This is a genomic window from Clostridium gasigenes (genome assembly GCF_900104115.1).
GTDB lineage: Bacteria > Bacillota > Clostridia > Clostridiales > Clostridiaceae > Clostridium > Clostridium gasigenes.
In genome coordinates this window covers 368,786-391,211 of the sequence record NZ_FNJM01000001.1, presented here as the reverse complement: position 1 = coordinate 391,211, position 22,426 = coordinate 368,786, and the positions used below count along the sequence as shown (strand labels likewise).

Here is a 22,426-nt window from a genome sequence, read left to right as displayed (position 1 = left end):
TTTGTTATGTTTTTATCAATATCTAAATTATAATATAGATCCTTCTAAATTCCATTACAAATTCTTGTGTTGTTCTTGCATTATATTGTTTATTTTATATCAATATAATCGAACTTTCTTGTTTGATTATTAAAAAACTCCTATTTTATTTCTATTTATAGCATAAAAATAAGCTACTTTTATTAACAATTAACTGAAAATTGTCAATAAAGTAACTTATTACACTTTATATTTCTCTATTTTCTTCTCTGTATGCTTCCCTATACTTCTTTGGTGTAACTCCTTGAGATTTTTTAAATACTCTTATAAAATATCCACAATCCTCAAATCCCAAATCTAAAGCTACGTTAAGCACTGGTATATCCTTATTTTCCAACATTTCTTTCGCCTTATTTATTTTAATATCATTAACATATGAAACAAAAGTAACTCCAACTTCTTTCTTAAAGACTTTACTAAAATAACAAGGACTTAAATTACAAATTGAAGCCGTTTTCTCTAAAGTTATATTTCCCGTTAAATTATCATGTATATATTCTATAGCTGCTTTAATAGGTATTTCTTTACCATCATTAACTAGTTTTTCTGCGCAAAATTCTTTGTTAATTTTAAAATTAACAAAGAATTTGTTTAAAACATTCATTAATTCACTTGGTTTTATTGGTTTTAGTATATAATCATCTACTCCAAGGACCAGTGCTTTATGTACTAATTCAAAATCATCATAAGCTGTAATCATTATTATAATTTTATTTGAATTTTGTTCTTTTATTATTTCCGATGCTTTCATTCCATCTATTCCTGGCATTTTAACATCCATAATTATAATATCCGGATTAAATTTTCTATCTAATTCTATAGCTTCCCTCCCATTACAGGCTTCAGCTACAACTTTTCCACATTCAGAATTATTTATAATCATTTTCAAAGCTTGCCTCTCCAAAATCTCATCATCTACAATCATTATCTTAAACATTTACACAACTCCTACCTACCCTTATTTCAAAATAGTTATTTTAACTAAAGTCCCAACTCTTATTTTACTAGTTATATCTATTTTATATTTATCTCCATAATAATAAGCCATCCTTTTATTAGCATTATTTATACCTATTTTATCTAAATTATTATCATTTTTTATCTGCAGCTCTTTTTGCATTTCATTAAGTTGATCTTTATTTATACCTATTCCGTTATCTTCAATATATATTATTACAGATTCAACTTCATCCTCTACATAAATCTTTATATACCCGCCCTCTTCTTTAGTCTCAATTCCGTGTATAACAGAGTTTTCCACAAAATTTTGAAGAACCATAAAGGGTATTTTTATATTTTTAAACTGGGTATCTATGTTAATCTCATAGTTTAATCTATCTGAAAATCTGACTTTTTGAAGATTTAAATATGAAGTTATATAATCAAATTCCTCCTCTAAAGAAACTATTTTATCAGCTCTTTTCAAAGTGTATCTTAACATGTTAGATAAATCATATATAACCTCTTGGGTTTTTGGAGCTTCCTCAAATATAGCAAGTGATGAAATACTATTCAACACATTAAATAGAAAATGTGGATTTATCTGTGACTGCAAAGCTTTTAATTGAGAAGATTTATATTCTTTCTCTAGTTCTGCCTGTGCTTTCTGTGCTTCTGCAATTTTTACTTTTTTTTCATCAAGTTCCATTTGAACCATTTTAGCTACAGCTTCTTCTACAATATAATTGCTTATATGAAACATCATTTGTGCTACTGACTGTATTTTTTCAAAACTAACTACTGGTAATTTGCTATAAGCATTTGATAATTTTTCCTTTTCACTTTTTTCCAAATCATCAAAATCATTTTTCACATGTACTATATTCTCTAAATCTATAGTATCATTGCTCATCAATACCTGACCTGCCATTACTGAACCTAAATACTGTCCATCAACAATAATAGGAGTAGCAAAATCTATTAAACCTTTATGACATATATATATATAAGGCTTTTTTAGTCTATCTGCTTCTAACCCACCACGTGAATCACATCTTTCGCATAACTTAGAATATAAATCACTTGCCCTCATAATCTTACAAAACTCACTACAGTTACTATGCCTAGTCTCAGGCTTACCTTTATAGTTAACAGTTATTATAGACATTTCTGTAGCATTTGATATATCATCTTGTATTTTTTGAAAAGCATTTATATCAATAACATCTTTCAAATATAATTTCTTTTTCAATTTCTCAACCCCCATCATTATTACCATAAACTTCAATTGATTTATTTAATTCTATTATATTATTACTCTTATGTAAATTGCAATTCACTATTTTTTAAAAATATTTCGAGTATATTAACTTTAAATCGACATATTCCATACTTTTTTGACCATTTAAAATTGATTCAAAAAAATTCATCTTAAAACATAAATTCGCCATAAATTCATGGTACAATAGTTCCAAAAAGGAGGTGCCACTATGATAAAAATACTAATAGCTGATGATAATAAACAGATCACATCTATTTTAGAAGAATATTCAAAAAGTCAGGGATATGCCCCCATAATAGCTCTTGATGGTTTAGAGGCTATCACCAAATTTATAGAAGAAAAGCCTGACGTAGTTTTACTTGATGTTATGATGCCAAAAAAAGACGGTTTTGATGTTTGTAGAGATATTCGTAAAATCTCCAACGTTCCTGTGATTATGGTAACTGCAAGAGGTGAGGATTTCGAAAAAATTATGGGTCTTGATATTGGTGCTGATGATTATATTGTAAAGCCATTTTCTCCTAGTGAGGTTATGGCAAGAGTAAGGGCTATTTTACGTAGAATTAGCCGTGATGATGAAAAACCATTACAAACTTTTGAGTTTGATAATTTAAAAATAAATCTTGCTGATTACATCATATCAATTAATAATATAGATATTTCTTTAACCAAAAAGGAAATTGAGATTTTATGGACACTTGCCACAAACAAAAACAAAGTTTTTTCACGTGATAATTTACTAAGTAGCCTATGGGGATATGATTATTTAGGTGATAATCGAACTGTAGATAGTCATATTAAAAGACTTCGTGCAAAGCTAGATGAATTTGAACATAAAACTTGGGATATAAAAACAATATGGGGAGTTGGCTACAAACTAGAGGTATTATCAGATGTTTAAGAATAAGATAGCACTGAAATTAAGTAGTTATTTTGCAATTGCACTACTTGTTTTTTCAATAATAATTGGTAGTATTTTTATGGTTTTATTTAAAAATCATACAATAGCAATACACAAGAACGAATTAGCTACTCGTGCAACATCTATAGCAACCACCCTCTCTGGATATATGGATAAAGGAAATAGTATGGGTGGTTATGGTGCCTATATGAGGTTTATAGGTGACATTGCTGGAACTGATGTTTGGATTGTGGATGAGGACTTAAATCTTATTACAGGTGGCACAAAAAAAGGTATGATTAGTAATAAATATAATTATTCTGATCTCCCAGAAAATGCAGATACTCTTATTAAAGAGGTTTTTTCAGACCGGACTGCTTTTAGCGAAGAGTTTAGTAATATTTTGTCTGAGCTTACATTAACAGTTGGTACCCCAATTAAAAATAGCAACAATAAGATAATTGGTGTTGTGTTACTTCATTCTCCTGTGAATGGTATAAATGCAGCTGTATCTCAAGGATTTACAGTACTATCAATTAGTATTTTAGTTTCCCTAACCCTTGCCTTTTTATTATCTATCGGATTTTCTATTACTTTTACAAAACCCCTTAGAAAAATGAAAAACACTGCATTGCAACTTGCAAGTGGTGACTATACAGCAAAAAATAATATAAATCAAAATGATGAAATTGGAGAGCTTTCTGATACAATGGACATTTTAGCTAACCGTTTAGACATGGCAAGTCGCCAAAGTGAAGGATTAGAACAAATGCGAAAGGATTTTGTATCTAATATATCTCACGAGCTTAGAACTCCAATTACTGTTATGAGAGGTTCACTTGAAGCACTAGTTGAAAAAATAGTTACCGATCCAATACAAATAGAGAACTATCATAATCAAATGCTAAAGGAAACGCTATTTCTGCAGAGACTTGTAGGTGATTTACTTGATCTATCAAAGCTACAAAATCCAGACTTTGTTATTGATAAGCAAGAAATTTCTATCTGCGATGTCATAGATGATGCTATAAGAAGTGCATCCCATATTAAAGACAACAAAGGCATAAAAATTAATGTATATAAAGATAATGAAAGCTGTATTATAAATGGTGATTATGGTAGGCTTCGTCAAATGCTTATGATTGTGCTTGATAATGCTATTAAGTTTTCACCTGAAAATGCTACTGTCGAAGTTCTCTTTAAAAATAAAACCATCTCTATTCGCGACTTTGGTATAGGTATTCCCGATGAGGATTTGCCTTATATTTTTGATAGATTTTATAAATCTCGCTCAGAGCAAAATAAAACAGGTACAGGTCTTGGGCTTGCAATAGCAAAACAAATAGCTGATAGACACAAGATAAAATTAACTGCACAAAGTGATGAGGGCCATGGTGCAATGTTTATATTCCAGATGTGATATAGCAGGTTATTTCATTTTGTATTTGAAATGAAATAACCTTTTTTTATGTGATAAATTTATGTTTTTCCAATTCTAAAATGTCATAAAAACATAAAACTTAAAACACAGTTTCGCCATAACCATAAGCTATTATATAAATATACCAGAAAATAAATTCTAAAAAACAAAATCAAATTAAATTATTAAGGAGGTCATTTAAAATGACAAATTTAAAAAAAGCTATAGCATTAGGAACAATTCTATTTACAATAGGTACAACATCTGTAACCGCATTTGCGGCTTCAAACTACAAAACTCCAGCTGAGGCAGTTGCAGGAATTACAGGAAAAACAGTCGAGAGCGTTACTGCTGAAAAATCAGAAACAGGAAAGAATTATGGTGCAATTGCAAAAGAGGCAGGTAAACTTGAAGAATTCAAAGCTGAAAAGCTTGAAATGAAAAAGGATAAACTAAACGCACAGGTAGCCGCTGGCACAATCACACAAGATAAGGCAGATGAAATAATTGCTGCTATTATTGAGAAACAAGCTACATGTGACGGAACAGGCACATCAAAAATCGGTAAAGGTATGGGGGCCGGTTTCGGTTCTAACGGAAAAGCTGGCAATGGAGAACATAAAGGTAATGGCGGTGCTGGACATGGTCAAGGTACTGGCTTATAAAATAGATCTTACTATTCAATTTCAAAGCAAATAAATTTTAACTTAATAGAAGCAGATAACTACAATGATTTTGAGTTATCTGCTCGTATTTTATGTAAGGCATATCCAAATAAATAACAAGTGAGTTTTCTTATCTTTTTTCAACTATACCTAATATATATTTTTTTTATATTCTACCTCTTAATTCTCTAGTTCTTTCCTTAATTATATCTGAAACATTTGATTCTAGAATTTGAGTCAAAGCTTCTTTTTCCATTTTATTATTAAATATGCTAGTTGCATAATCTATTCTAATAAACTGCCCTTCTATTGCTTTAGCATTTGGATTCTTTTCTAATAGTTTCTTTCCAAGTTCTTGTTTTTTCGCTTCACTGGGTGCATCTGCATATGCTTTATATTCATAATAAAATTTTATAAAACTACCTTTCCCTACGCTATTTAATGCCTTCTTTAAATCCATTTTAAATTCTCCTTCGTTTCTTATATATTAAAATTTCTCTTCTACCTAATAAATATAAAGCTTTAAATATCCACCTTATTTTATACACTCTAAGTATATCCTAAAACACAATCCATTAACAACCCTATATAATTATGTTTAAATATTTATTTCTATATTCTTTATACCTTTATATACTTAGGTATATAAAGGTATATGAGATATGTAGTAAATTTATTATTCCATAAACAGCTACTGCTCCACTTATAATTACATTAGATGTCCTTAACTGCTTTTCTGTAGCACTTACCATTCGTTTACATATTATAAATACGAAAGCTCCAACCAATACTACCTTTAAACCTAAAGAAAGTATCGGGTTTTCAACCACTTGTGCCATAATCCCATTAAATTCCCTAAATAAGCCTGTTTGTAATAGTAGCAATGTAAATATAATATCGAATATGTTTAAACTATAAAGCAAAATAAATTTCTTTCGTATATTTTTATAACTAGAATCTTTTATAAATTTCACCATGATCTCCATCTCCTGTCTCTACATAAATATTATTTTTCATTTTGTAATTAACATAGCTTTAAAATCCCTCCATTGTATAATATTTACATAATTTATTTTTGTTATTATTGTTCCTCTATATAGATTATTTATTCATTTTTATATAATGAACCGTAAAATAAATAACTATTCAATATTATAAAAGCAAATCAATATTCACTATATAAATAAAATTTATTATGATATAATAATTATTATTATATCAGTGTGAAAGGAGATTAATATGAATAATAAAATAGCTTTAACATATGAAAATGGCGAATTCAATTTAACCTTAAATGAATCAATTATAAAAACAGGAACAGATTTTGACAATGCAGTTTATCAATTCAAACAAATAATTGCAACTACCTCTGCAACTTCTGAAACAAAAAGTTGGGAAAGTATTGAAAAAAGCATTCTAGGATATAAAGACAACGGGTTAGAAATTAACAATGATTATAAGACTATCACTTTCGGACCAATGAAGTATTTCTATACTACCGGAAAAGTATTTTACCTTTCCAAAGGTGAAATGATAGGACTTCGAGGTGGATTTGATTTCTTCCACTTTATTTTAACCATAGCATCAAATGGAAATATTGAAACTTGTGTAAGTTTTATAGAGCTCTGCAAAGAAGTTGTGGAATCTAGTGGAATCTATAGAATCACAGATTCTAGTATTACTATTTTAAGCCCAAGATTAAATTATGGTTCTGCGGAATACAACTTCAACAGCCAAAAGATTAATAAAGGTGCATCTATTGCTCAGGGAACCTTCGAAGAATTTAAATCTTATATTTTAGATATTTTCAAAAAATAATTTCAACATTAATAAAATATGAGTTTACTATCTCACACCTTATTAATGTATCTGTAAATAACTAATAGATCAGTATTGTTGTATTTTCTCCATTATATTACTTCAGTAAAAAAGGTACTTAGCATTTTTGCTAAGTACCTTTTTTAAAAATCTTATTTACTTTATTAATTCCAATACCTTTAGCAAAGCTTCTGCTACATTTCGTTCTTTTCCCTTGTATGGATAAGAATGAATATGTATTGCAGGATTAAAATTCAATTCAATTATTCCATAATTTGAATTTTCCTCTTTATAGTCTTCAATAATCATATCAACTCCACAAATATTTACTTTTAAGGCTTTTGCAGCTTCTATTGCAATATCAAAAAACCTTTTAGGTATTTCATCTGTATAATCAATACTATCTCCACCAGTGCTTATATTTGAGTTTTCTCTTAAATATACAACTTCATTTAACTTAGGAATATAATTGAATTTTAAACCTTTTTGCTTTAAGAAAAGTTTTGCATTTTCATCTAAATCTATTTTTTCTAATGGCGTTTTATAACCCTTTCCTCTAAGAACGCTTTGATTTTTAATTTTAACTAATTCTTCTATAGTGTTTTTTCCATTTCCCAGTACATTAGCTGGAACTCTATGAAGTATCCCAACAACTTCATCCCCTATAACTAAAAACCTATATTCTTTTCCCTTAATAAATTCTTCCACTAAAACTGTATTATCATATTTAAAAGCTATTTTCAAAGCATCTATTATATCCTCTTCATCTGCTCCTTTTGAAAAAATACTTATTCCGATTCCAAAATTTGTTGATTTTGGTTTAATAACTATTGGTTTACCTGAAAATTCTCTAGCATTTCTTCTTCCTTCTTCAAAAGAAGTATACTCCTCTCCCCTAGGTACATTTATATTATTTTCTTTCAGAATTTTTTTTGTAACAACTTTATTCTCCATCATTAAAACACTAACATAGTTATCCTTTGATGTTTTTGTTGCCTCTTTCACATACTCTACTTTATTATTAGCAGAAAGAGAAATGAAATTTTCACTTCTATCTATTAACTCAACCTTTATCCCTCTTTTAATAGCTTCCTTCATTAAAATTTGTGTAGAAAGTTCCAAATCCTCATAGCCATATAATTTGAACCTATCTTTATAAGCTTCCTTTTTATACTTTTTAGCTAATTCTAAATGACCATTTATATATCCATTTTCTTTAACCATTTCAGAAATCCTATAAGCATATGTTAACCTTGGATCTAAAACTCTAGCTTTAACATTTCCAATAATATTTTCATGATCTAGGTTTAATTCCTTATTTATTTCTTCAATTTTATTTAATATATTTAATGCCCATTTTTCTTTAAGAATTTGATCTCCATTATTTCTAAGCATTACATTTTGCTGACCAAATCTCGCTATGATATTTTGATTATATAGTGCTTCTTCTTGCCACGGGCTATAATTATTCTCTTCTTCTGTTAATAAGAATATAGTAAATATATTTATAAATTTTAAATCTTCAAGGCTTATGCCAGCCTTGTCAAAAGGATTTATATCTGTACTTCTAATTTCTAAATAATCTATACCATCTTTTGATAAGGAATTTAAAAAATCATTATTATCCCTAGCTTTTAATCTTATTTGGCTATAAAGCTCCTTATGACTTTCTATTACATCATCATTAACAAAGGTTTTTATACTATTTACATATTCATTAACAGTACTGTAGTTTGGAAATAGATCTATATGATTTCTATAACCACACTCACTATTTCTATAGGATAAAGCACCTTCACTTGTAAAGCTTCCTGTTGAAATTTCTTGTAACTTTTTCACACATTCTTTTGCATAACTTTCATGAATAACAGCAGTTCCACCTAAAATATAAATAAGAAACCACCTATATCTAAGATAGTTTCTTACTACCTTTAAATAAATATTATCTCTAAACGCTTTATAACTTTCATTAGTATTTTCGCTGTCATATAAATGTCTTATTATTTTTTCATTAAAGGAAAAGTTATAATGAATACCTGATATTAATTGCTTTTTCCCACCATATTTTTTGTGAAGTTTCTCTCTATAATCTCTGGCTTTTTCCCCTTCCTTTTCCCCTGAAAAATCTGCAATTGGTATATTTTCATCATCTGGTATATTACAAGGCATTGATTGAGGCCAAAGATATTCATCTTCAAGCTCTAATGCTGTAATATTATAAAGAGAATTTAAAAAATCATAAACTTCCTCTAAACTATTAAAAGTAGGAGTTATAAGCTCTACCTGACTTTCCGAAAAATCTGTTGTTATATAAGGATTAGAAAGTTTCTCTCCAAATAGTTTAGGATGTTTAGTCTCTGATAAGTTTCCACATAAATCTACTCTTAAACCTTCACGTTCTACTCCAAAAGTCCCTTTTAATATTTCTTTATTTTCTCTAAATGTCTTAAGAACATGTAACATTTTCATCATCCTTCCAAATTTTTAGTTTATAAATTAAATAAACTAAAACTCCTTTACATATGCTCGAAATTGATATACTCCACCATATTCCACTTATGCCTAAATACCTTGTTAAAACTAATGCTAAAGGTATCCTAATCAATGTGAATACAATACTTATAATTGCTGGTATTTTTGGCATGCCAAGCCCCGTAAACATTCCATTTGAAATCATTTCTATTGTGCAAAATATTTGAGAAACTCCAATTATTCTTAAATAGTTGCTAGCCATTACTATTGTAGATTCCTCTCTTATAAATATTTTAACTAATAATTCTGGAGTAAATATGAATATTACAGTTGTAATTGAAGCATATATAATACCAATAACTAAGGCTGTATTGTATCCTTCATTAATTCTTTTATATTTTTTAGCCCCAAAATTTTGGCCTACAAAGCTTGATATTGCTCCATTTAATCCACCAATGACCATATAAACTACTGATTCTATTTGCAAACCTATTTTTTGTGCTGCAATTGCTTCGGCTCCAAATTTTGCTATTAATCTTGCTAACGCTATATTTACTAAAGTAAATAATACCCTTTGAAAAGACATTGGTAATCCTAACCTGGCAATTTCTTTAATTTTATTATAATCTATTCCATCTTTTAGATTAATTTTAAACATATTATTAAATTTAAGATGAAACATTATAAACATAAACAAATTAGAAATTAAAGTTGTAACTGCAGCTCCAATAACTCCCCATTTAAATCCATAAATAAATATAGGATCTAATATTATGTTTATTATTATTCCAATTGCGCTTATTTTTAAAGCACTTTTATTATTTCCAAAACTATTCAATATTCTTATATATAAAATATTAAAAAACGAAAAAAACATCATAGGTCCACTAACAGCCAAATATAAATACGCATCCTTCTCTACAATTGCATTATCTAAATTTAAAATTCCTATAAGATTCTTTCCAATAAGAATAAGTGATAAGGCATAAATTAATGCTATTACTGTATTTAAAATTAACCCTGCATTTATATATGCTTTTATCTCATCCTCATTCTTTTTTCCAATTGCATGAGCTACTTTTATACCTGTTCCAGTAACCACTAATGCACTAATTGAATAACCAAGCCCTATAAAAAAACTTGATGAACCAATGCTTGCAACAGCATTACTCCCAAGTCTTCCAACCCATAGCATATCTACTAAATTATAAGTAAATTGCAAAATTGAACTTCCAATTATAGGTAATGCCAATGCAGTTAAAACTTTTAAAACCTTTCCTTTAGTTAAATCTATTTTTTCCATAATTAATTAGTTACTATATTCATCAAAAATAATACTAATCTATTTGCATTTATATTATTTAAGCTATAGTGATTCCAAGTACCTTCTTTTCTAGTGTTCACTAAGCCACTTTCAATTAAAACCTTCATGTGATGAGATAATGTTGGCTGTGTAAACTTAAAGCTTTCTAACAATTCACAACCACATTTTTCTTCGCAAGATAATAATTGAACTATTTGAAGTCTATTTGTATCACTTAAAGCTTTAAATATTTTTGCATTATCTTCATATTTCATAGTAACTTTCCCTCCTTTGATAAAGGTGTTTTAATTAAATATACAATACCATCTATATATATTCAAGTTTATTCTTTAATTTAAACAATTTTATTTTCATTACATATACATTTATCAATATATATAATATTTTTTTCAAAAAATCACTATATATATATACTAGTCTATTTTGTTCATAAATTGCATCTTTACTTTTCATTTTTTAAATTTCTTAAATTATATCCTTATTAACTAAGTATTTGTTATTAATTAGATTATATAAATAATTTATTTTTCTTTATAACAAAACAGAGCGTACCAAGTACGCTCTGTTAAAAAAAAGGGTATGAGTGTGAAAATACTTATGGGGAATATGTATTTTCAAAAGTTATTTGGGGTTCTATCTAAACTAATTGTTAGTTATTACTAACTTGCAAGTTGTAACTGTGCTCTGTTTAACACCTATGTACTTCTTACAATTACTATATTAAACTATTATTCGACATATTGCAAGTTGTTTTATAATATTTTTTATTTTTCTTTTTGTTATTATACTTCTTTTCATTACTTTGTATTTTTTTTTAACGTTTTTATAATTATTTTAAATATTATAAAATAATTTTCGCTTTTATTTGCTTTTCGATTAATTCTATAATATTAGAAAGACTCTATATCGTTTCCTATAGCGCTCCATAATCATCATATCAATTATTTAAGTCACTAATTATGATTACGTCTAATATGATACCCATGTATTTTTTTATACATTAAGAAAGCTTAAAGAAAATAAAAAAGACATCTTCTAATTTGAAGATGTCTTTTATATAATATTAAAAAGAAGGATTGTAATGTAAAATTTCTCAACAATCATATAATACCTTAACTTTGTGTCAGTTATGTCACAAAAATTATAATAATTTGTATTATAGTTCTACTTCTCTAACATCATCTGTATTTTCTTATTTAAAGTATATACTCTAATGTTTGATTTTAATTTTGCTATAAATAAATTTTCATTAATAGGCTTGCTTATAATATCATTTGCTCCAACATCTAAAATACTAGCTAATGTCTTAGAATTATCTAGTGCTGTTACTGCTAATATTATTGCTTCTATATTATTAATTCTTAAATTTCTTATTAGATCTTTTCCAAATTCATCTTTCAATATAATATCAATTAAATATATATTATATACTCTCCCACTATTTACAAGTTCTCTACCAGATTCGTAAAAATCTACATTTTCAATCTCATGTTTATCAAATATTTCTTTTTGTCTTTCTCTTTCAAACATACTGTCTTCTACTACAGCTATTTTTACTTCTCTTAGGTCATTCATATATTGATCATATTGAAACACATAATTTATATGTTTTCCTATCTCATCTTCAAAATCATTTTTAAGAATATATTCAGTTACTCCTAAATTAATTAAATCTTTCTTTTGAGCATCTATATTATTACTTGTAACTACAAATATAGGTACTTCATATTTACTATTTACCTCTTTTATAAAATTTTCTATATTTCCACCCTCTGGATATAAGCATGTTATTACAAGGTCCACTTTATTATTTCTTAATATACTACTAGCTTCATTAATATCATTAGTAGCTATATATCTATAATTTTTTTCTTCGATTATATTTTTTCCTATTCTTAAGAAGAATTCACTTTGTTCTACGTGTAAAACAGTATACATATTTTTCTCCCCTTTATCCTTTTTGGTATACATATACTATCGTATTATTAGAATATTTCTTTATAGTAACACTAATTATTTTTTTCTATGCTATTCCCCTTCTATTTTTTCATACCTACTAATCACTTCCTTTAAAAATTTTATAGTCTTTGTTGGAGTTCTTCCTATAGATGTTTCTCCTGCTAGCATAAACCCTGAAACTCCTGATTTTACAAATGTATAGATACTTTCTATTTCAGGCAGTGTTGGTCTATCTCCATTTTTCATGCTATTTAACAAATGAGTTGCAATAATAACCGGCGACCCCTTATGCACCAAATCAGTTATAGCCTCATTTTGTAATTCTATAGAATTTAGCATTCCACATTCAGGCACTAAATCACCTCGACCTATAACTATTCCATCTACTCTATTTGATATAGAATTTAAATTTTCCATTCCTAATTGAGTTTCTACCTTAGCCCATATTTTAGGTTTTTTATATTTATTACTCTTACCAATCTTAGACTTTATATATTTATTTACTATATCAATATCACTTTTATCATCCACATATGATTGACAAATAATATCTATACCTTTACTTAAAGCCCAATCTATATCAGCTTTATCTTTATTTGTTAAGAACACATCACTTTTATCTAGTTCTGGAATATTACATCCTTTTCCCCCTCGAATAACACCTCCACTAATCACTTTTGCTTTTATTACACCTTGTTTCTTTTCTATTATTTCAAAATTCATTGTATTATCTTTAAGTGATATATTCTTTATATCACTATTTATTAATGATTCTGCCTTTACTGTTAACGGAATTAATTTCATATCATTCATACTTTCTGTTTCTATTATGCTATAAAAGTCCTCTCCACAAAAATAAACATATTCTCCATCAAATATTTTATAAACCTTAGTAAGATCCTCTGAAATTCTAATTTTTTTCCCACATAAATCTGCTACTATATTTATATCTTTATTAATATCCCTTGCATAATTAACTATCTTATTAAATTCATCCTCATTAAAATGAGAACAATTTAATCTAAATATGTCTGCGCCACTTTCTATAAATTCTTTCAATACATGTCTCTCCATAGATTTAGGGCCTATCGTTGCTATAATATGCATTTTTTGAACTCCTTAAATTGCTAACTTATATTATCTTTATTTAATAAATCATAAAATTATTACATTGATAGATAACTTATTTTTTATTTATTTTATGATTCCTTATATATTGAAACTTCAAAAAGTAAATAATCAATGTGCTAGTCTATTTTTATATCCCTAAATCAAAAATAACTCCCTAATAATTTTAGGGAGTTATTTGCTAAGATCATCTATTATTTGTTTTATAATATTGTCTACTATTTTAATATTGTCTTCATCATTTTCTTTTAAAGGAATTTTTATATAAACTCCTGGTGAATTCATATTCTTTATTAAATATAAATAAGTCCCATCCTCGCAAGTTATATTTTGAATTTCACCACTTAAACTTTCCTTTACTTTAAAGCTACAAGTTTTAGAGTATTCATTATCGCTATAAAATATTTTACATTCTTCATGATTTTTATTATATTCTATTCCAATATAAAAGCCAATATTAGTGATATTTGCAAGTAATACTTTTTTAAATACTTCCTGACCTTTGTTTTGCCACTTTTCCACTGTTAAATCTACAATTATATTACCACTGTCTTTTATTTTTTCTAACACTCTTTTGCACATGTATTCGTTGTTTACGTCAACTCCAAACTTCAAAAGTTCCCCTCCAAGAAAAATTATTTATACTCCAAGTTATAAATCCTTCTAATATTTAGCTAGAGGGATATATTATTCTTTAGTAAACTCCACCGCAAACTAAGATTCACTTGATAATTACATTTTATTCTTAATTTCTTAATTTGTTCTAAAAAAATATTACTTAGAATAAATTAATAAAGAACTTTTTTATAATTGGAGGATTATTATGAGATACTTAAAATTGATTTTAATTTTAATGATTATTTGTATTATACCTGGATGCACAGTAACTCAAAACCCTGAGTACATATCACTAAAAACCAAACCAAATACTCATTTTTATACTGGGGAAATTTATAGTAAATTATCTAAAGATGAACCCTATACATTAAAAATATTTGATATGAATGTATATAAATATTTTAATGTAAACACCCGTGAGCATAGTATTGTTCTTGAATTTATAGAAAATTTGAAAGACCCAAATTTCAATATTGAAATAGATTCTAAGTTAGAGCCTCGATATAAATTAATAATTGAATTTAAAGATTCTAAATATGTTATAAATGCCTATAATGAAAAAGAGCTATCTGTATATCCATGGGATGGAACCTTCCCAGAGGATACAATTTCTATGGAAGATGTTCCTGATTATTATAACATTTATAAATTTTGCGAATTTATAACTAAAATATCACAAGGCTATGAGGGTTAAAAATCCAAATAAAAATAGAGAGACTTTGATCTAATTATGTACCTCAGTTATCCTCTAGCATTAAATTGCTATTGAAAATTGAGTCACCTAACGTAACCAACTTCTCTCTATTTATTTTTATTTTTATCAATTTATATTTTTTCTAAGTTCCTCTGCCTTATAACTATTAACCTTTAAGTTCACTTAAAAGTTCAAATACTCTTTTATTTTTTATTGGGTGCAACATGTATGGTGCTATTTCATTTAATGGTTCAAGCACAAAAATTCTTTCTTCCATTCTTGGATGAGGTAATATTATTTCTTCATCACTAGAAATTAAATCATCATAAAGAACCACATCTAAATCTATTATTCTAGGTCCCCATCTTAAAAGTCTTTCTCTTTTCATTTCCGCTTCTATTTTAAGTAGTGTTCTCATAAGTTCCTTAGGTGATAGTGTTGTTGATATCTCTATAGCTCCATTTACAAATTCATCTTGATCTTCAATTCCCCAGGGTGCTGTTTCTATTAATGTTGAAACTTTTGAAACTCTTATTTCTTTTATATTTCTAATTCTGTTAATGGATTCTTCTATATTTCTATTTTTATCACCAATGTTGCTTCCTATTGAAATATAACATTTATGCCAAGCTCTTTCAATTTCTACTGCTGCATAATCTAAATGTCTTCCTATTGGTGCCCAAGGCTTCTTTAACATCACTTTAGCGCATTTAACCATATCATAATTGAAAAGTATATATTCAGCTATTTTTTCTACTGCTGTTTCTATTAAATCATAGCTTTCTTTTTTAAATTCTTCTTCTATTTTATGACAAAGCTCTCCATAATGAACTGATTTAGTTAGATCTCCAGTGATGGCAGCTTCTCTCATATCTAATGTTAATTCTAAACTTATTATAAATTTTTGCCCTAATGTTTTTTCTTCTTGAAATACTCCATGATAAGCAAAAATCTCTATATTTTCTAAATATAATTTATCCATAACTCTTTCTCCCTACTTTGCTCTTAATATTGTATCTGTCATTATACAAGCTCTTTTATTTTCTAAAACATCATGCACTCTTATAAAATCACAACCCTTAATTATCCCCATTACAGTTGTAGCAACTGTTCCTTCAACCCTTTCATTTGCTGGTAAATTTAAAGCGAGCCCAATCATAGATTTTCTTGAAGTACCTAGTAGCACAGGATACCCCATTTTCACAATAGTTTCTAGATTATTCATAACAATTAGGTTTTCTTCATGGGTTTTTACGAAACCTATACCTGGATCTAACATTATGTTTTCTCTTTTCACCCCTGCATCTAAGGCTATTTTTATACTTTCTTCTAAGTCTGAAATAACATCTTTCATTAAATCTTTATAAGGCTTATTAATTCTGTTATGCATTAATATACAAGGAACTTTGTATTTATTTGCAATGCACGCCATATTATTATCTTTTTTAAATCCCCATACATCATTTATTATATCTGCTCCAGCTTTTATCGCAGCCTCTGCTGTTTTGCTTTTATATGTATCTATTGAAATAGTTATATCCATAGCTTCTTTTATAGCTTTAATTATTGGAACAACTCGTCTTATTTCCTCTTCTTCTGATACAAATGCTGCATTTGGCCTTGTAGATTCACCACCAATATCAATAATATCAACGCCTTCTTCTACCATTTTTTTAGCTCTATTTACAGCTAATTCTATTTCATTAAATTCCCCTCCATCAGAAAATGAATCTGGAGTTACATTTAAAATTCCCATTACAAAAGTTCTTTCCCCTATTTTAAATTCCTTATTTCCTATTTTCATATTTCCTCCTAAGACTCTATTTTACTAGTCACTTAATTCTTTAAAATAACTAATTAATATGCTACTCTTTTTTAATTATCTCCAAATAAATAACTACTCATCTCCCTAAATTATAATCTCCATGTTTTTTTTGCTTTTATCCCAATAACAATCTTTTTGTGAATCACATATAAAACATTTTCTTGAAAGTTTATCACTTTTAGATATTATTTTCGAAAGTTGCGAAGACCCTTCTCCCCTGTGGTCTTTAATAGATTCTATTATCAATTCCTTTTCTTCCAAAGAAAAATCTATTTCGTCTAAAATATCTTTTGCTATAGTTATAGATCCCATCTCATGAGGAGTTCCATTTTCATATTGAAGAACTCTTCCCATATCATGTAATAAAGCTATAGCATATATCACTTCTTTATTATAATTTAAACCTTCCTCTAAAACTTTTATATAAGCTATTCTTGCTACATCTAAGAAATGTTCCATATTATGTTTGCAAAAAACTCTTTCTTTTTCAATTTCATTAAGTTTATTTAAAAGGTCTTTATATTTCTTATTATACAAAATTTTATTTACTCTTTCCAAAGTGTCACCTATTTAATTAAAGAAATTACTTCACGTCTTAGATCTGCATTTTCTTTAAACACACCTTTATATGTAGTTGTTACAGTTTTTGTTCCTGGCTTTTTAACACCTCTCATTGTCATACACATATGCTCTGCTTCAATAATAACCATAACACCTTCTGCATCTAAATACTTCATAACAGCATCTGCAATTTCAGTTGTTAATCTTTCTTGAAGTTGTGGCTTCTTCCCGTAAATTTCAACACATCTAGCTAGCTTCGAAAGCCCTGCAACTCTACCATTTGGAATATATGCTATATGTGCTTTCCCGTAAAAAGGCACTAAATGATGCTCACACATAGAGAAAAACGTTATATCTTTTTCTATAACTAAATCATTATTTTCGACTTCAAAAGTTTTTGATAAAACCTCTTCTGCCGTTTGTCCAATTCCTGAAAATATTTCTTCATACATTCTTGCCATTCTATCTGGTGTTTCAAGTAACCCTTCTCTGTTTACATCTTCACCTATTGCTTCTAATATTAACTTTGCCCCTTGTCTAATCTTTTCTTTATCTACCATTTTTACATCCTCCGTTTTCTTCTAGTAATTTTCAATAAAACATCCCGTAATTTGATTAGTTATTTTATTAAATCTACCCTATATACTCTTTATATTTTGATATAATTTTTTTAGTTATATTATTTTCTATGTAACTATTCTCTTTAATTGAAGTTACCTTCATTATTCCAACTAAACTATTAGTAATAAATATTTCATCACTTTCAAGCAATTCTTTTAGCGTTATTTCTTTTTCTATTACAATAAAATTATTTATAATAAAACTTCTTAAAATTCCATTTAAAAGTCCACATTCTACTTTAGGCGTATATATAATTCCTTTTTTAATAATAAATATATTAGATGTGCTACCTTCTGTTACAAATCCTTTTTCGTTTAAGAATATAACTTCATTATACCCTTCTTCTTTTGCTTTTTGGTTTTCCATTAAATTTTCTATATAATTAATTGATTTAATATAAGTTAGTGATGAAGTAGAATTTCTTATTACTTTAGACAATTTTAGTTTAAACCCTTTTTTATAATCCTCACATTTATAATTAATTTCTCTTTCTAATATTATTATATTTCTTTGTGTTACTAAAATTTTAACTGCTTTATCTTTTATTTCATACTCTTTTATTTTATTTAACAATTCCTTTTCTTCTATTTTCTCTCCAATTTTCAAAACTTCAATAGCATTATTAAGTCTTTTAATATGCTGCGAAAAAAGTATAGGTTCTTCTTTAACTAAAATAGTCTCAAAGGCACCTCTTCCAAAAAGTAATCCTTCATCTAAAGTTATATTTTCTTCATTGAAATATATATTTCTCATTATAACACCCTCATTAATGCTTTAGCCTTGTCTAGTGTTTCATTATACTCATCTTCTTCAATGGAATCATAGGTTATTCCTCCTCCAACTCCAAAGTATGCCCTATTATCCTTTTTAACTATTGTTCTAATAACTATATTAAAATCTGCATTTCCTCTAAAATCAAAATATCCAATTGAGCCTGTATAAATATTTCTTTTAAGCATTTCAAGATCTTCTATTATTTCCATAGCTCTTATTTTAGGTGTACCAGTTATTGAGCCTCCTGGGAAACATTCTTTAATGCACTTAACTGTTGATACATCTCTCTTTAATATTCCTTCTATTGTTGAAACTAGATGAAATACTGTTGCATATTCTTCTAGAGCAAAGATTTCAGTAACTTTTACAGAATGTGGATTGCAAACTTTGCTTAAATCATTTCTTTCTAAATCTACAATCATTAAAAGTTCTGCTTTATCTTTTTCACTATTTAAAAGTTCTTCTTTATTCTTATTATCAGTTTCTTCATTATGCCCTCTAGGTCTTGTTCCCTTTATTGGTCTTGTACTTACATAGCCTTCCTTTACTTGTATAAATCTTTCTGGAGAAGAACTTATAATTTGAAAATCTTCAAAATTCATAAATGCTGAAAAAGGTGCTTTATTTATAGTTCTTAGTTTTTTATAAATTTCAAAAGAATCCTCATTATTATTACAATAAAATCTTTGTGTCATATTTGCAATATAAACATCACCATTAACTATATAATCTTTTAAGTCTTTAACTGCCTTTTTATATTCTTCCTTTGTGAAGTTTGAGTAGAATTTATTATTGCTAATTTTCACTTCTTCTTCTATAAGATTAATTCCATCCAAAATTCTACCTTCTATTTCTTTAATTCTAATATTTTCTATTCCTAAATCAGTTATAAAAACTTTATTATTAATAATATCAAATATAATAATGTTATTATAAAAAACAAATTTCATATCTGGAATTTGAAAATCTTCCCCTGATATATTCGGTAAATTTTCTAGAATTCTGCCAGTATCATAACCTATATACCCCATGCAACCTGACACTAAGGGTAATTCACTTTCTATTTCAATCTTATATTTTTTTATAAGTTCTTCTAAAACTTTAAAAGGATCTCCATTAACCGCTTCATTATTTATATAACTTTTATTTCCCATAGAATAAAATTTCAAAAATGGGTTTACCCCTATAAATGAATATTTTGATAACCTTTTATCTTCTTTTGAACTATCTAAAAATATAGTATCTTTTTCTTCTTTAAATATATTATAAACCTCTAGTGGATTTAACCTTGTATTTATTTCTTTTATAGTGAAATTCATATTACAGTTTTCCTTTCTTAAAGTTTTTAGGTCACTGAAAGAATCAGACTAGTTATTTTTTTGAATCTTTCTTAGTTATTTGAATAAAATTATTTAAAATTTTATGGCCCTCTTCTGTCATCTCTGCTTCAGGATGAAACTGAACCCCATAAATCTCATACTCTTTATGTTTAATCCCCATAATTACACCATTTTCTGTTTTACAAGTAATTTCAATTTCTTTTGGAATATCTTCATTCTTAACTATTAAAGAATGGTATCTTGTAACTCTAAGTGGATTTTTAACATTTTCAAATATCCCCTTATTATTATGACTTACATAACTTATCTTTCCATGTACAGGCTCTATCCCCCTTACTATTTCCCCTTTGAAATATTGTCCTATACACTGATGTCCAAGACAAATTCCTAATATTGGTATCTTTCCTTTAAATCTATTTATTATTTCTAAACTTAATCCAGCTTCATTTGGCGATTTTGGTCCTGGCGAAATAATTATTCCATCTATTTCAAGTTTTTCTATTTCCTCAATTGTTATTTTATCATTTCTATATATCAAAACTTCCTCGCCTAATTCCTCAATGTATCTTACCAAGTTAAATACAAATGAATCATAATTATCTATCATTAATAACATAGTATCCCCCCTAGCCTCAGTAACTTTCTATATTTTTAGCTCCATTAGTATTTTAAACATTTTATCTTTTATGTTAAAATAAATATAATGTTTAAATTATATCATAGCTTTTAGTCTTAAAAAACTATAAGTTTAAAGGAGTGTTATTAATTATGAGTATATACGACTTACATACCCATTCAACAAGCTCTGACGGGAAGTTTTCACCAAAGGATGTAGTTAAGCAAGGATTTGAAAATGGAGTCAAATATCTCGCTCTAACAGATCACGATACTGTATCTGGGATTTTCGAAGCTTCCGAAGAGGCAAAAAAACTTGGCATAACATTAATTCCTGGAATCGAATTATCTACTGAGCACAATGGAGAATCTATTCATATTCTTGGTTTTTTTAAAGGTGATGATTATAAAAACCCAGAGTTATTAGAAATTCTTGATAAAATTAAGCAACATAGAATTGAACGTGCCTATAAAATTGTTGAAAAACTAGAAAAATATTTTAAAATAACTCTAGATATTAACAAGGTTCTAGCTGGAGGTACAGATACAATTACTAGACCTCACATAGCTAAAGCTATAATTTATGCTGGCTACCCTTATGATACAACTTACATATTTAATAATATTATAGGAAATGATTGCAGGGCTTATGTAGCTTCCACAAAAATGTCGACTGAAGAAGGAATTGAAATTCTTAAAAGATTTAATGCTTTTGCATTTTTAGCTCATCCTATATATATTAAGAAGACTCCGCTTGAAGAAATGTTAAAATTTGATTTTGATGGTATTGAAGCACTTTATGCCCAAAATACTGAAGAACAAACAAATAATCTTTTAGAAATAGTAAAAACAAAGAAACTTTTTACTTCTTGTGGTTCTGATTGCCATGGTGTTTTAAATGATCCAAAACATTCTGTAATAGGTGAAATATATATTAATCCTATTATTCCCATTGATGAACTACTTAATTGGGTTACTAGTATTAAATAATTAAGTCATATTCAAAAAAAATAATACAAGAGTATTTTCAAAATAACAAATCAGAAATACTGAAGGTATTTTAAAAATATCTAAAGCCTGTAGCAATGCGCTACAGGCTAATATTTTAACTATTTATTTTCTTCAGGTAATTGCGCTTCTTTTTTATCATCATTAAACCATTTTGTAGATGTTGTTGGATTACTTACAACCCCAAGTGCTACTAATGTTGATAAAATAGTGTTTGTTATTAATTGGTACTGCTCTGCTACTACCTCTACTCCACATGCATTTAATAAAAGTGGTATTAAGGCTATAATCGAAACCCACAGACCATAATTTTTAAATCTTGACCAGTCAAAACTCTTCATAAAAAGACCCTCCTTTTTTCATTTATACTACATTATATTCATACAATGTAAATCCTGTGAAAAAGAAGGGTCTTTTTGTATT

At 27.5% G+C, this 22,426-nt stretch carries 24 protein-coding genes; 6 read left to right on the top strand and 18 right to left on the bottom strand.

Translation table 11 applies throughout. The features are described from left to right. Positions 1 to 226: 226 nt before the first annotated feature. Positions 227 to 976 (bottom strand): response regulator transcription factor, encoded by a 750-nt coding sequence (locus BLS77_RS01950; protein WP_089965262.1) that lies wholly within the window; start codon positions 974 to 976, stop codon positions 227 to 229. Positions 977 to 997: 21 nt separating this feature from the next. Continuing rightward, the gene (locus BLS77_RS01945; protein ID WP_089965260.1) at positions 998 to 2,230 is read right to left on the bottom strand and encodes a sensor histidine kinase; all 1,233 of its coding nucleotides are present in this window, start codon (positions 2,228 to 2,230) and stop codon (positions 998 to 1,000) included. 238 nt (positions 2,231 to 2,468) lie between these two features. Here BLS77_RS01945 and BLS77_RS01940 point away from each other — a divergent pair, with 238 nt between their 5' ends. The 3 genes from BLS77_RS01940 (at position 2,469) to BLS77_RS01930 (ending at position 5,246) form a co-directional block, all read left to right on the top strand. Beyond that, complete coding sequence (locus tag BLS77_RS01940) at positions 2,469 to 3,161, top strand: response regulator transcription factor (RefSeq protein WP_089965258.1); 693 nt, start codon at positions 2,469 to 2,471, stop codon at positions 3,159 to 3,161. After that, positions 3,154 to 4,581 carry a sensor histidine kinase gene (locus tag BLS77_RS01935; protein ID WP_089965257.1) on the top strand — a complete coding sequence of 476 codons (1,428 nt, stop codon included), beginning with the start codon at positions 3,154 to 3,156 and terminating at the stop codon, positions 4,579 to 4,581. Before BLS77_RS01940 ends, BLS77_RS01935 begins: the two co-directional genes overlap by 8 nt. 203 nt (positions 4,582 to 4,784) lie before the next feature. Further along, complete coding sequence (locus BLS77_RS01930) at positions 4,785 to 5,246, top strand: hypothetical protein (protein WP_089965255.1); 462 nt, start codon at positions 4,785 to 4,787, stop codon at positions 5,244 to 5,246. 166 nt (positions 5,247 to 5,412) lie between these two features. On the opposite strand, the gene BLS77_RS01925 is transcribed toward BLS77_RS01930, so the two are convergent. Beyond that, positions 5,413 to 5,706 carry a hypothetical protein gene (locus BLS77_RS01925; RefSeq protein ID WP_089965254.1) on the bottom strand — a complete coding sequence of 98 codons (294 nt, stop codon included), beginning with the start codon at positions 5,704 to 5,706 and terminating at the stop codon, positions 5,413 to 5,415. Between the two features lie 169 nt (positions 5,707 to 5,875). After that, positions 5,876 to 6,223, bottom strand: a complete 348-nt coding sequence (locus tag BLS77_RS01920; protein ID WP_089965252.1) for a DUF5658 family protein — start codon at positions 6,221 to 6,223, stop codon at positions 5,876 to 5,878. A gap of 262 nt (positions 6,224 to 6,485) precedes the next feature. Between BLS77_RS01920 and BLS77_RS01915 the strand changes: the two genes are divergently transcribed. Next, positions 6,486 to 7,064: a hypothetical protein gene (locus BLS77_RS01915; RefSeq protein ID WP_089965250.1), complete on the top strand. Its 579-nt coding sequence runs from the start codon at positions 6,486 to 6,488 to the stop codon at positions 7,062 to 7,064. 156 nt (positions 7,065 to 7,220) lie between these two features. On the opposite strand, the gene gshAB is transcribed toward BLS77_RS01915, so the two are convergent. The 6 genes from gshAB to BLS77_RS01885 form a co-directional block, all read right to left on the bottom strand. Then, positions 7,221 to 9,527, bottom strand: coding sequence for a bifunctional glutamate--cysteine ligase GshA/glutathione synthetase GshB (gene gshAB / locus BLS77_RS01910; RefSeq protein WP_089965248.1), 2,307 nt, complete (start codon positions 9,525 to 9,527; stop codon positions 7,221 to 7,223). Then, a complete protein-coding gene (locus tag BLS77_RS01905; protein ID WP_089965247.1) occupies positions 9,511 to 10,839 on the bottom strand; it encodes an MATE family efflux transporter in 1,329 nt (442 codons plus the stop codon). The genes gshAB and BLS77_RS01905 overlap by 17 nt, the downstream gene beginning before the upstream one ends. Positions 10,840 to 10,841: 2 nt before the next feature. Beyond that, positions 10,842 to 11,114 (bottom strand): ArsR/SmtB family transcription factor, encoded by a 273-nt coding sequence (locus tag BLS77_RS01900; protein ID WP_089965245.1) that lies wholly within the window; start codon positions 11,112 to 11,114, stop codon positions 10,842 to 10,844. A gap of 910 nt (positions 11,115 to 12,024) precedes the next feature. Then, the gene (locus BLS77_RS01895; RefSeq protein WP_089965243.1) at positions 12,025 to 12,798 is read right to left on the bottom strand and encodes a response regulator; all 774 of its coding nucleotides are present in this window, start codon (positions 12,796 to 12,798) and stop codon (positions 12,025 to 12,027) included. A 90-nt stretch (positions 12,799 to 12,888) separates the two neighbouring features. Beyond that, positions 12,889 to 13,926 carry a pyruvate kinase gene (locus BLS77_RS01890; protein WP_089965242.1) on the bottom strand — a complete coding sequence of 346 codons (1,038 nt, stop codon included), beginning with the start codon at positions 13,924 to 13,926 and terminating at the stop codon, positions 12,889 to 12,891. A 195-nt stretch (positions 13,927 to 14,121) separates the two neighbouring features. Beyond that, positions 14,122 to 14,562: a hypothetical protein gene (locus tag BLS77_RS01885; RefSeq protein WP_089965240.1), complete on the bottom strand. Its 441-nt coding sequence runs from the start codon at positions 14,560 to 14,562 to the stop codon at positions 14,122 to 14,124. 208 nt (positions 14,563 to 14,770) lie between these two features. Between BLS77_RS01885 and BLS77_RS01880 the strand changes: the two genes are divergently transcribed. Then, positions 14,771 to 15,259 (top strand): DUF4883 family protein, encoded by a 489-nt coding sequence (locus BLS77_RS01880; RefSeq protein WP_089965238.1) that lies wholly within the window; start codon positions 14,771 to 14,773, stop codon positions 15,257 to 15,259. A gap of 166 nt (positions 15,260 to 15,425) precedes the next feature. On the opposite strand, the gene folK is transcribed toward BLS77_RS01880, so the two are convergent. The 7 genes from folK to BLS77_RS01845 all read right to left on the bottom strand — a co-directional run bounded on the left by folK (position 15,426) and on the right by BLS77_RS01845 (position 20,996). Beyond that, positions 15,426 to 16,241 (bottom strand): 2-amino-4-hydroxy-6-hydroxymethyldihydropteridine diphosphokinase, encoded by an 816-nt coding sequence (gene folK / locus BLS77_RS01875; RefSeq protein ID WP_089965237.1) that lies wholly within the window; start codon positions 16,239 to 16,241, stop codon positions 15,426 to 15,428. Positions 16,242 to 16,253: 12 nt separating this feature from the next. Continuing rightward, positions 16,254 to 17,063, bottom strand: coding sequence for a dihydropteroate synthase (gene folP, locus BLS77_RS01870; RefSeq protein ID WP_089965235.1), 810 nt, complete (start codon positions 17,061 to 17,063; stop codon positions 16,254 to 16,256). Positions 17,064 to 17,168: 105 nt separating this feature from the next. Then, entirely contained in the window at positions 17,169 to 17,642 is a 474-nt protein-coding gene (locus BLS77_RS01865; RefSeq protein ID WP_089965232.1) for an HD domain-containing protein, read from the bottom strand. Between the two features lie 8 nt (positions 17,643 to 17,650). Beyond that, positions 17,651 to 18,205, bottom strand: coding sequence for a GTP cyclohydrolase I FolE (gene folE / locus BLS77_RS01860; RefSeq protein ID WP_089965230.1), 555 nt, complete (start codon positions 18,203 to 18,205; stop codon positions 17,651 to 17,653). Positions 18,206 to 18,278: 73 nt separating this feature from the next. Continuing rightward, positions 18,279 to 19,019, bottom strand: a complete 741-nt coding sequence (locus BLS77_RS01855; RefSeq protein WP_089965229.1) for an aminotransferase class IV — start codon at positions 19,017 to 19,019, stop codon at positions 18,279 to 18,281. Next, positions 19,019 to 20,359 carry an aminodeoxychorismate synthase component I gene (pabB, locus tag BLS77_RS01850; RefSeq protein ID WP_089965227.1) on the bottom strand — a complete coding sequence of 447 codons (1,341 nt, stop codon included), beginning with the start codon at positions 20,357 to 20,359 and terminating at the stop codon, positions 19,019 to 19,021. Before pabB ends, BLS77_RS01855 begins: the two co-directional genes overlap by 1 nt. Positions 20,360 to 20,411: 52 nt before the next feature. Further along, positions 20,412 to 20,996, bottom strand: a complete 585-nt coding sequence (locus BLS77_RS01845; protein ID WP_089965226.1) for an anthranilate synthase component II — start codon at positions 20,994 to 20,996, stop codon at positions 20,412 to 20,414. Between the two features lie 152 nt (positions 20,997 to 21,148). Here BLS77_RS01845 and BLS77_RS01840 point away from each other — a divergent pair, with 152 nt between their 5' ends. After that, positions 21,149 to 21,985, top strand: coding sequence for a PHP domain-containing protein (locus tag BLS77_RS01840; RefSeq protein WP_089965224.1), 837 nt, complete (start codon positions 21,149 to 21,151; stop codon positions 21,983 to 21,985). Between the two features lie 119 nt (positions 21,986 to 22,104). On the opposite strand, the gene BLS77_RS01835 is transcribed toward BLS77_RS01840, so the two are convergent. Beyond that, entirely contained in the window at positions 22,105 to 22,344 is a 240-nt protein-coding gene (locus BLS77_RS01835; protein ID WP_089965222.1) for a phage holin family protein, read from the bottom strand. Between the last annotated feature and the right edge of the window lie 82 nt (positions 22,345 to 22,426).

Bases quoted from the DNA above. Each gene is read 5' to 3' on its own strand.
- BLS77_RS01900 (WP_089965245.1), bottom strand. From the start codon at position 11,114: ATGAAATATGAAGATAATGCAAAAATATTTAAAGCTTTAAGTGATACA.
- pabB (WP_089965227.1), bottom strand. From the start codon at position 20,359: ATGAATTTCACTATAAAAGAAATAAATACAAGGTTAAATCCACTAGAG.
- BLS77_RS01880 (WP_089965238.1), top strand. From the start codon at position 14,771: ATGAGATACTTAAAATTGATTTTAATTTTAATGATTATTTGTATTATA.
- BLS77_RS01930 (WP_089965255.1), top strand. From the start codon at position 4,785: ATGACAAATTTAAAAAAAGCTATAGCATTAGGAACAATTCTATTTACA.
- BLS77_RS01890 (WP_089965242.1), bottom strand. From the start codon at position 13,926: ATGCATATTATAGCAACGATAGGCCCTAAATCTATGGAGAGACATGTA.
- BLS77_RS01950 (WP_089965262.1), bottom strand. From the start codon at position 976: ATGTTTAAGATAATGATTGTAGATGATGAGATTTTGGAGAGGCAAGCT.
- BLS77_RS01905 (WP_089965247.1), bottom strand. From the start codon at position 10,839: ATGGAAAAAATAGATTTAACTAAAGGAAAGGTTTTAAAAGTTTTAACT.
- folK (WP_089965237.1), bottom strand. From the start codon at position 16,241: ATGGATAAATTATATTTAGAAAATATAGAGATTTTTGCTTATCATGGA.
- BLS77_RS01855 (WP_089965229.1), bottom strand. From the start codon at position 19,019: ATGAGAAATATATATTTCAATGAAGAAAATATAACTTTAGATGAAGGA.
- BLS77_RS01935 (WP_089965257.1), top strand. From the start codon at position 3,154: ATGTTTAAGAATAAGATAGCACTGAAATTAAGTAGTTATTTTGCAATT.
- BLS77_RS01845 (WP_089965226.1), bottom strand. From the start codon at position 20,996: ATGTTATTAATGATAGATAATTATGATTCATTTGTATTTAACTTGGTA.
- BLS77_RS01920 (WP_089965252.1), bottom strand. From the start codon at position 6,223: ATGGTGAAATTTATAAAAGATTCTAGTTATAAAAATATACGAAAGAAA.
- BLS77_RS01895 (WP_089965243.1), bottom strand. From the start codon at position 12,798: ATGTATACTGTTTTACACGTAGAACAAAGTGAATTCTTCTTAAGAATA.
- folE (WP_089965230.1), bottom strand. From the start codon at position 18,205: ATGGTAGATAAAGAAAAGATTAGACAAGGGGCAAAGTTAATATTAGAA.
- folP (WP_089965235.1), bottom strand. From the start codon at position 17,063: ATGAAAATAGGAAATAAGGAATTTAAAATAGGGGAAAGAACTTTTGTA.
- BLS77_RS01940 (WP_089965258.1), top strand. From the start codon at position 2,469: ATGATAAAAATACTAATAGCTGATGATAATAAACAGATCACATCTATT.
- BLS77_RS01925 (WP_089965254.1), bottom strand. From the start codon at position 5,706: ATGGATTTAAAGAAGGCATTAAATAGCGTAGGGAAAGGTAGTTTTATA.
- gshAB (WP_089965248.1), bottom strand. From the start codon at position 9,527: ATGTTACATGTTCTTAAGACATTTAGAGAAAATAAAGAAATATTAAAA.
- BLS77_RS01915 (WP_089965250.1), top strand. From the start codon at position 6,486: ATGAATAATAAAATAGCTTTAACATATGAAAATGGCGAATTCAATTTA.
- BLS77_RS01835 (WP_089965222.1), bottom strand. From the start codon at position 22,344: ATGAAGAGTTTTGACTGGTCAAGATTTAAAAATTATGGTCTGTGGGTT.
- BLS77_RS01840 (WP_089965224.1), top strand. From the start codon at position 21,149: ATGAGTATATACGACTTACATACCCATTCAACAAGCTCTGACGGGAAG.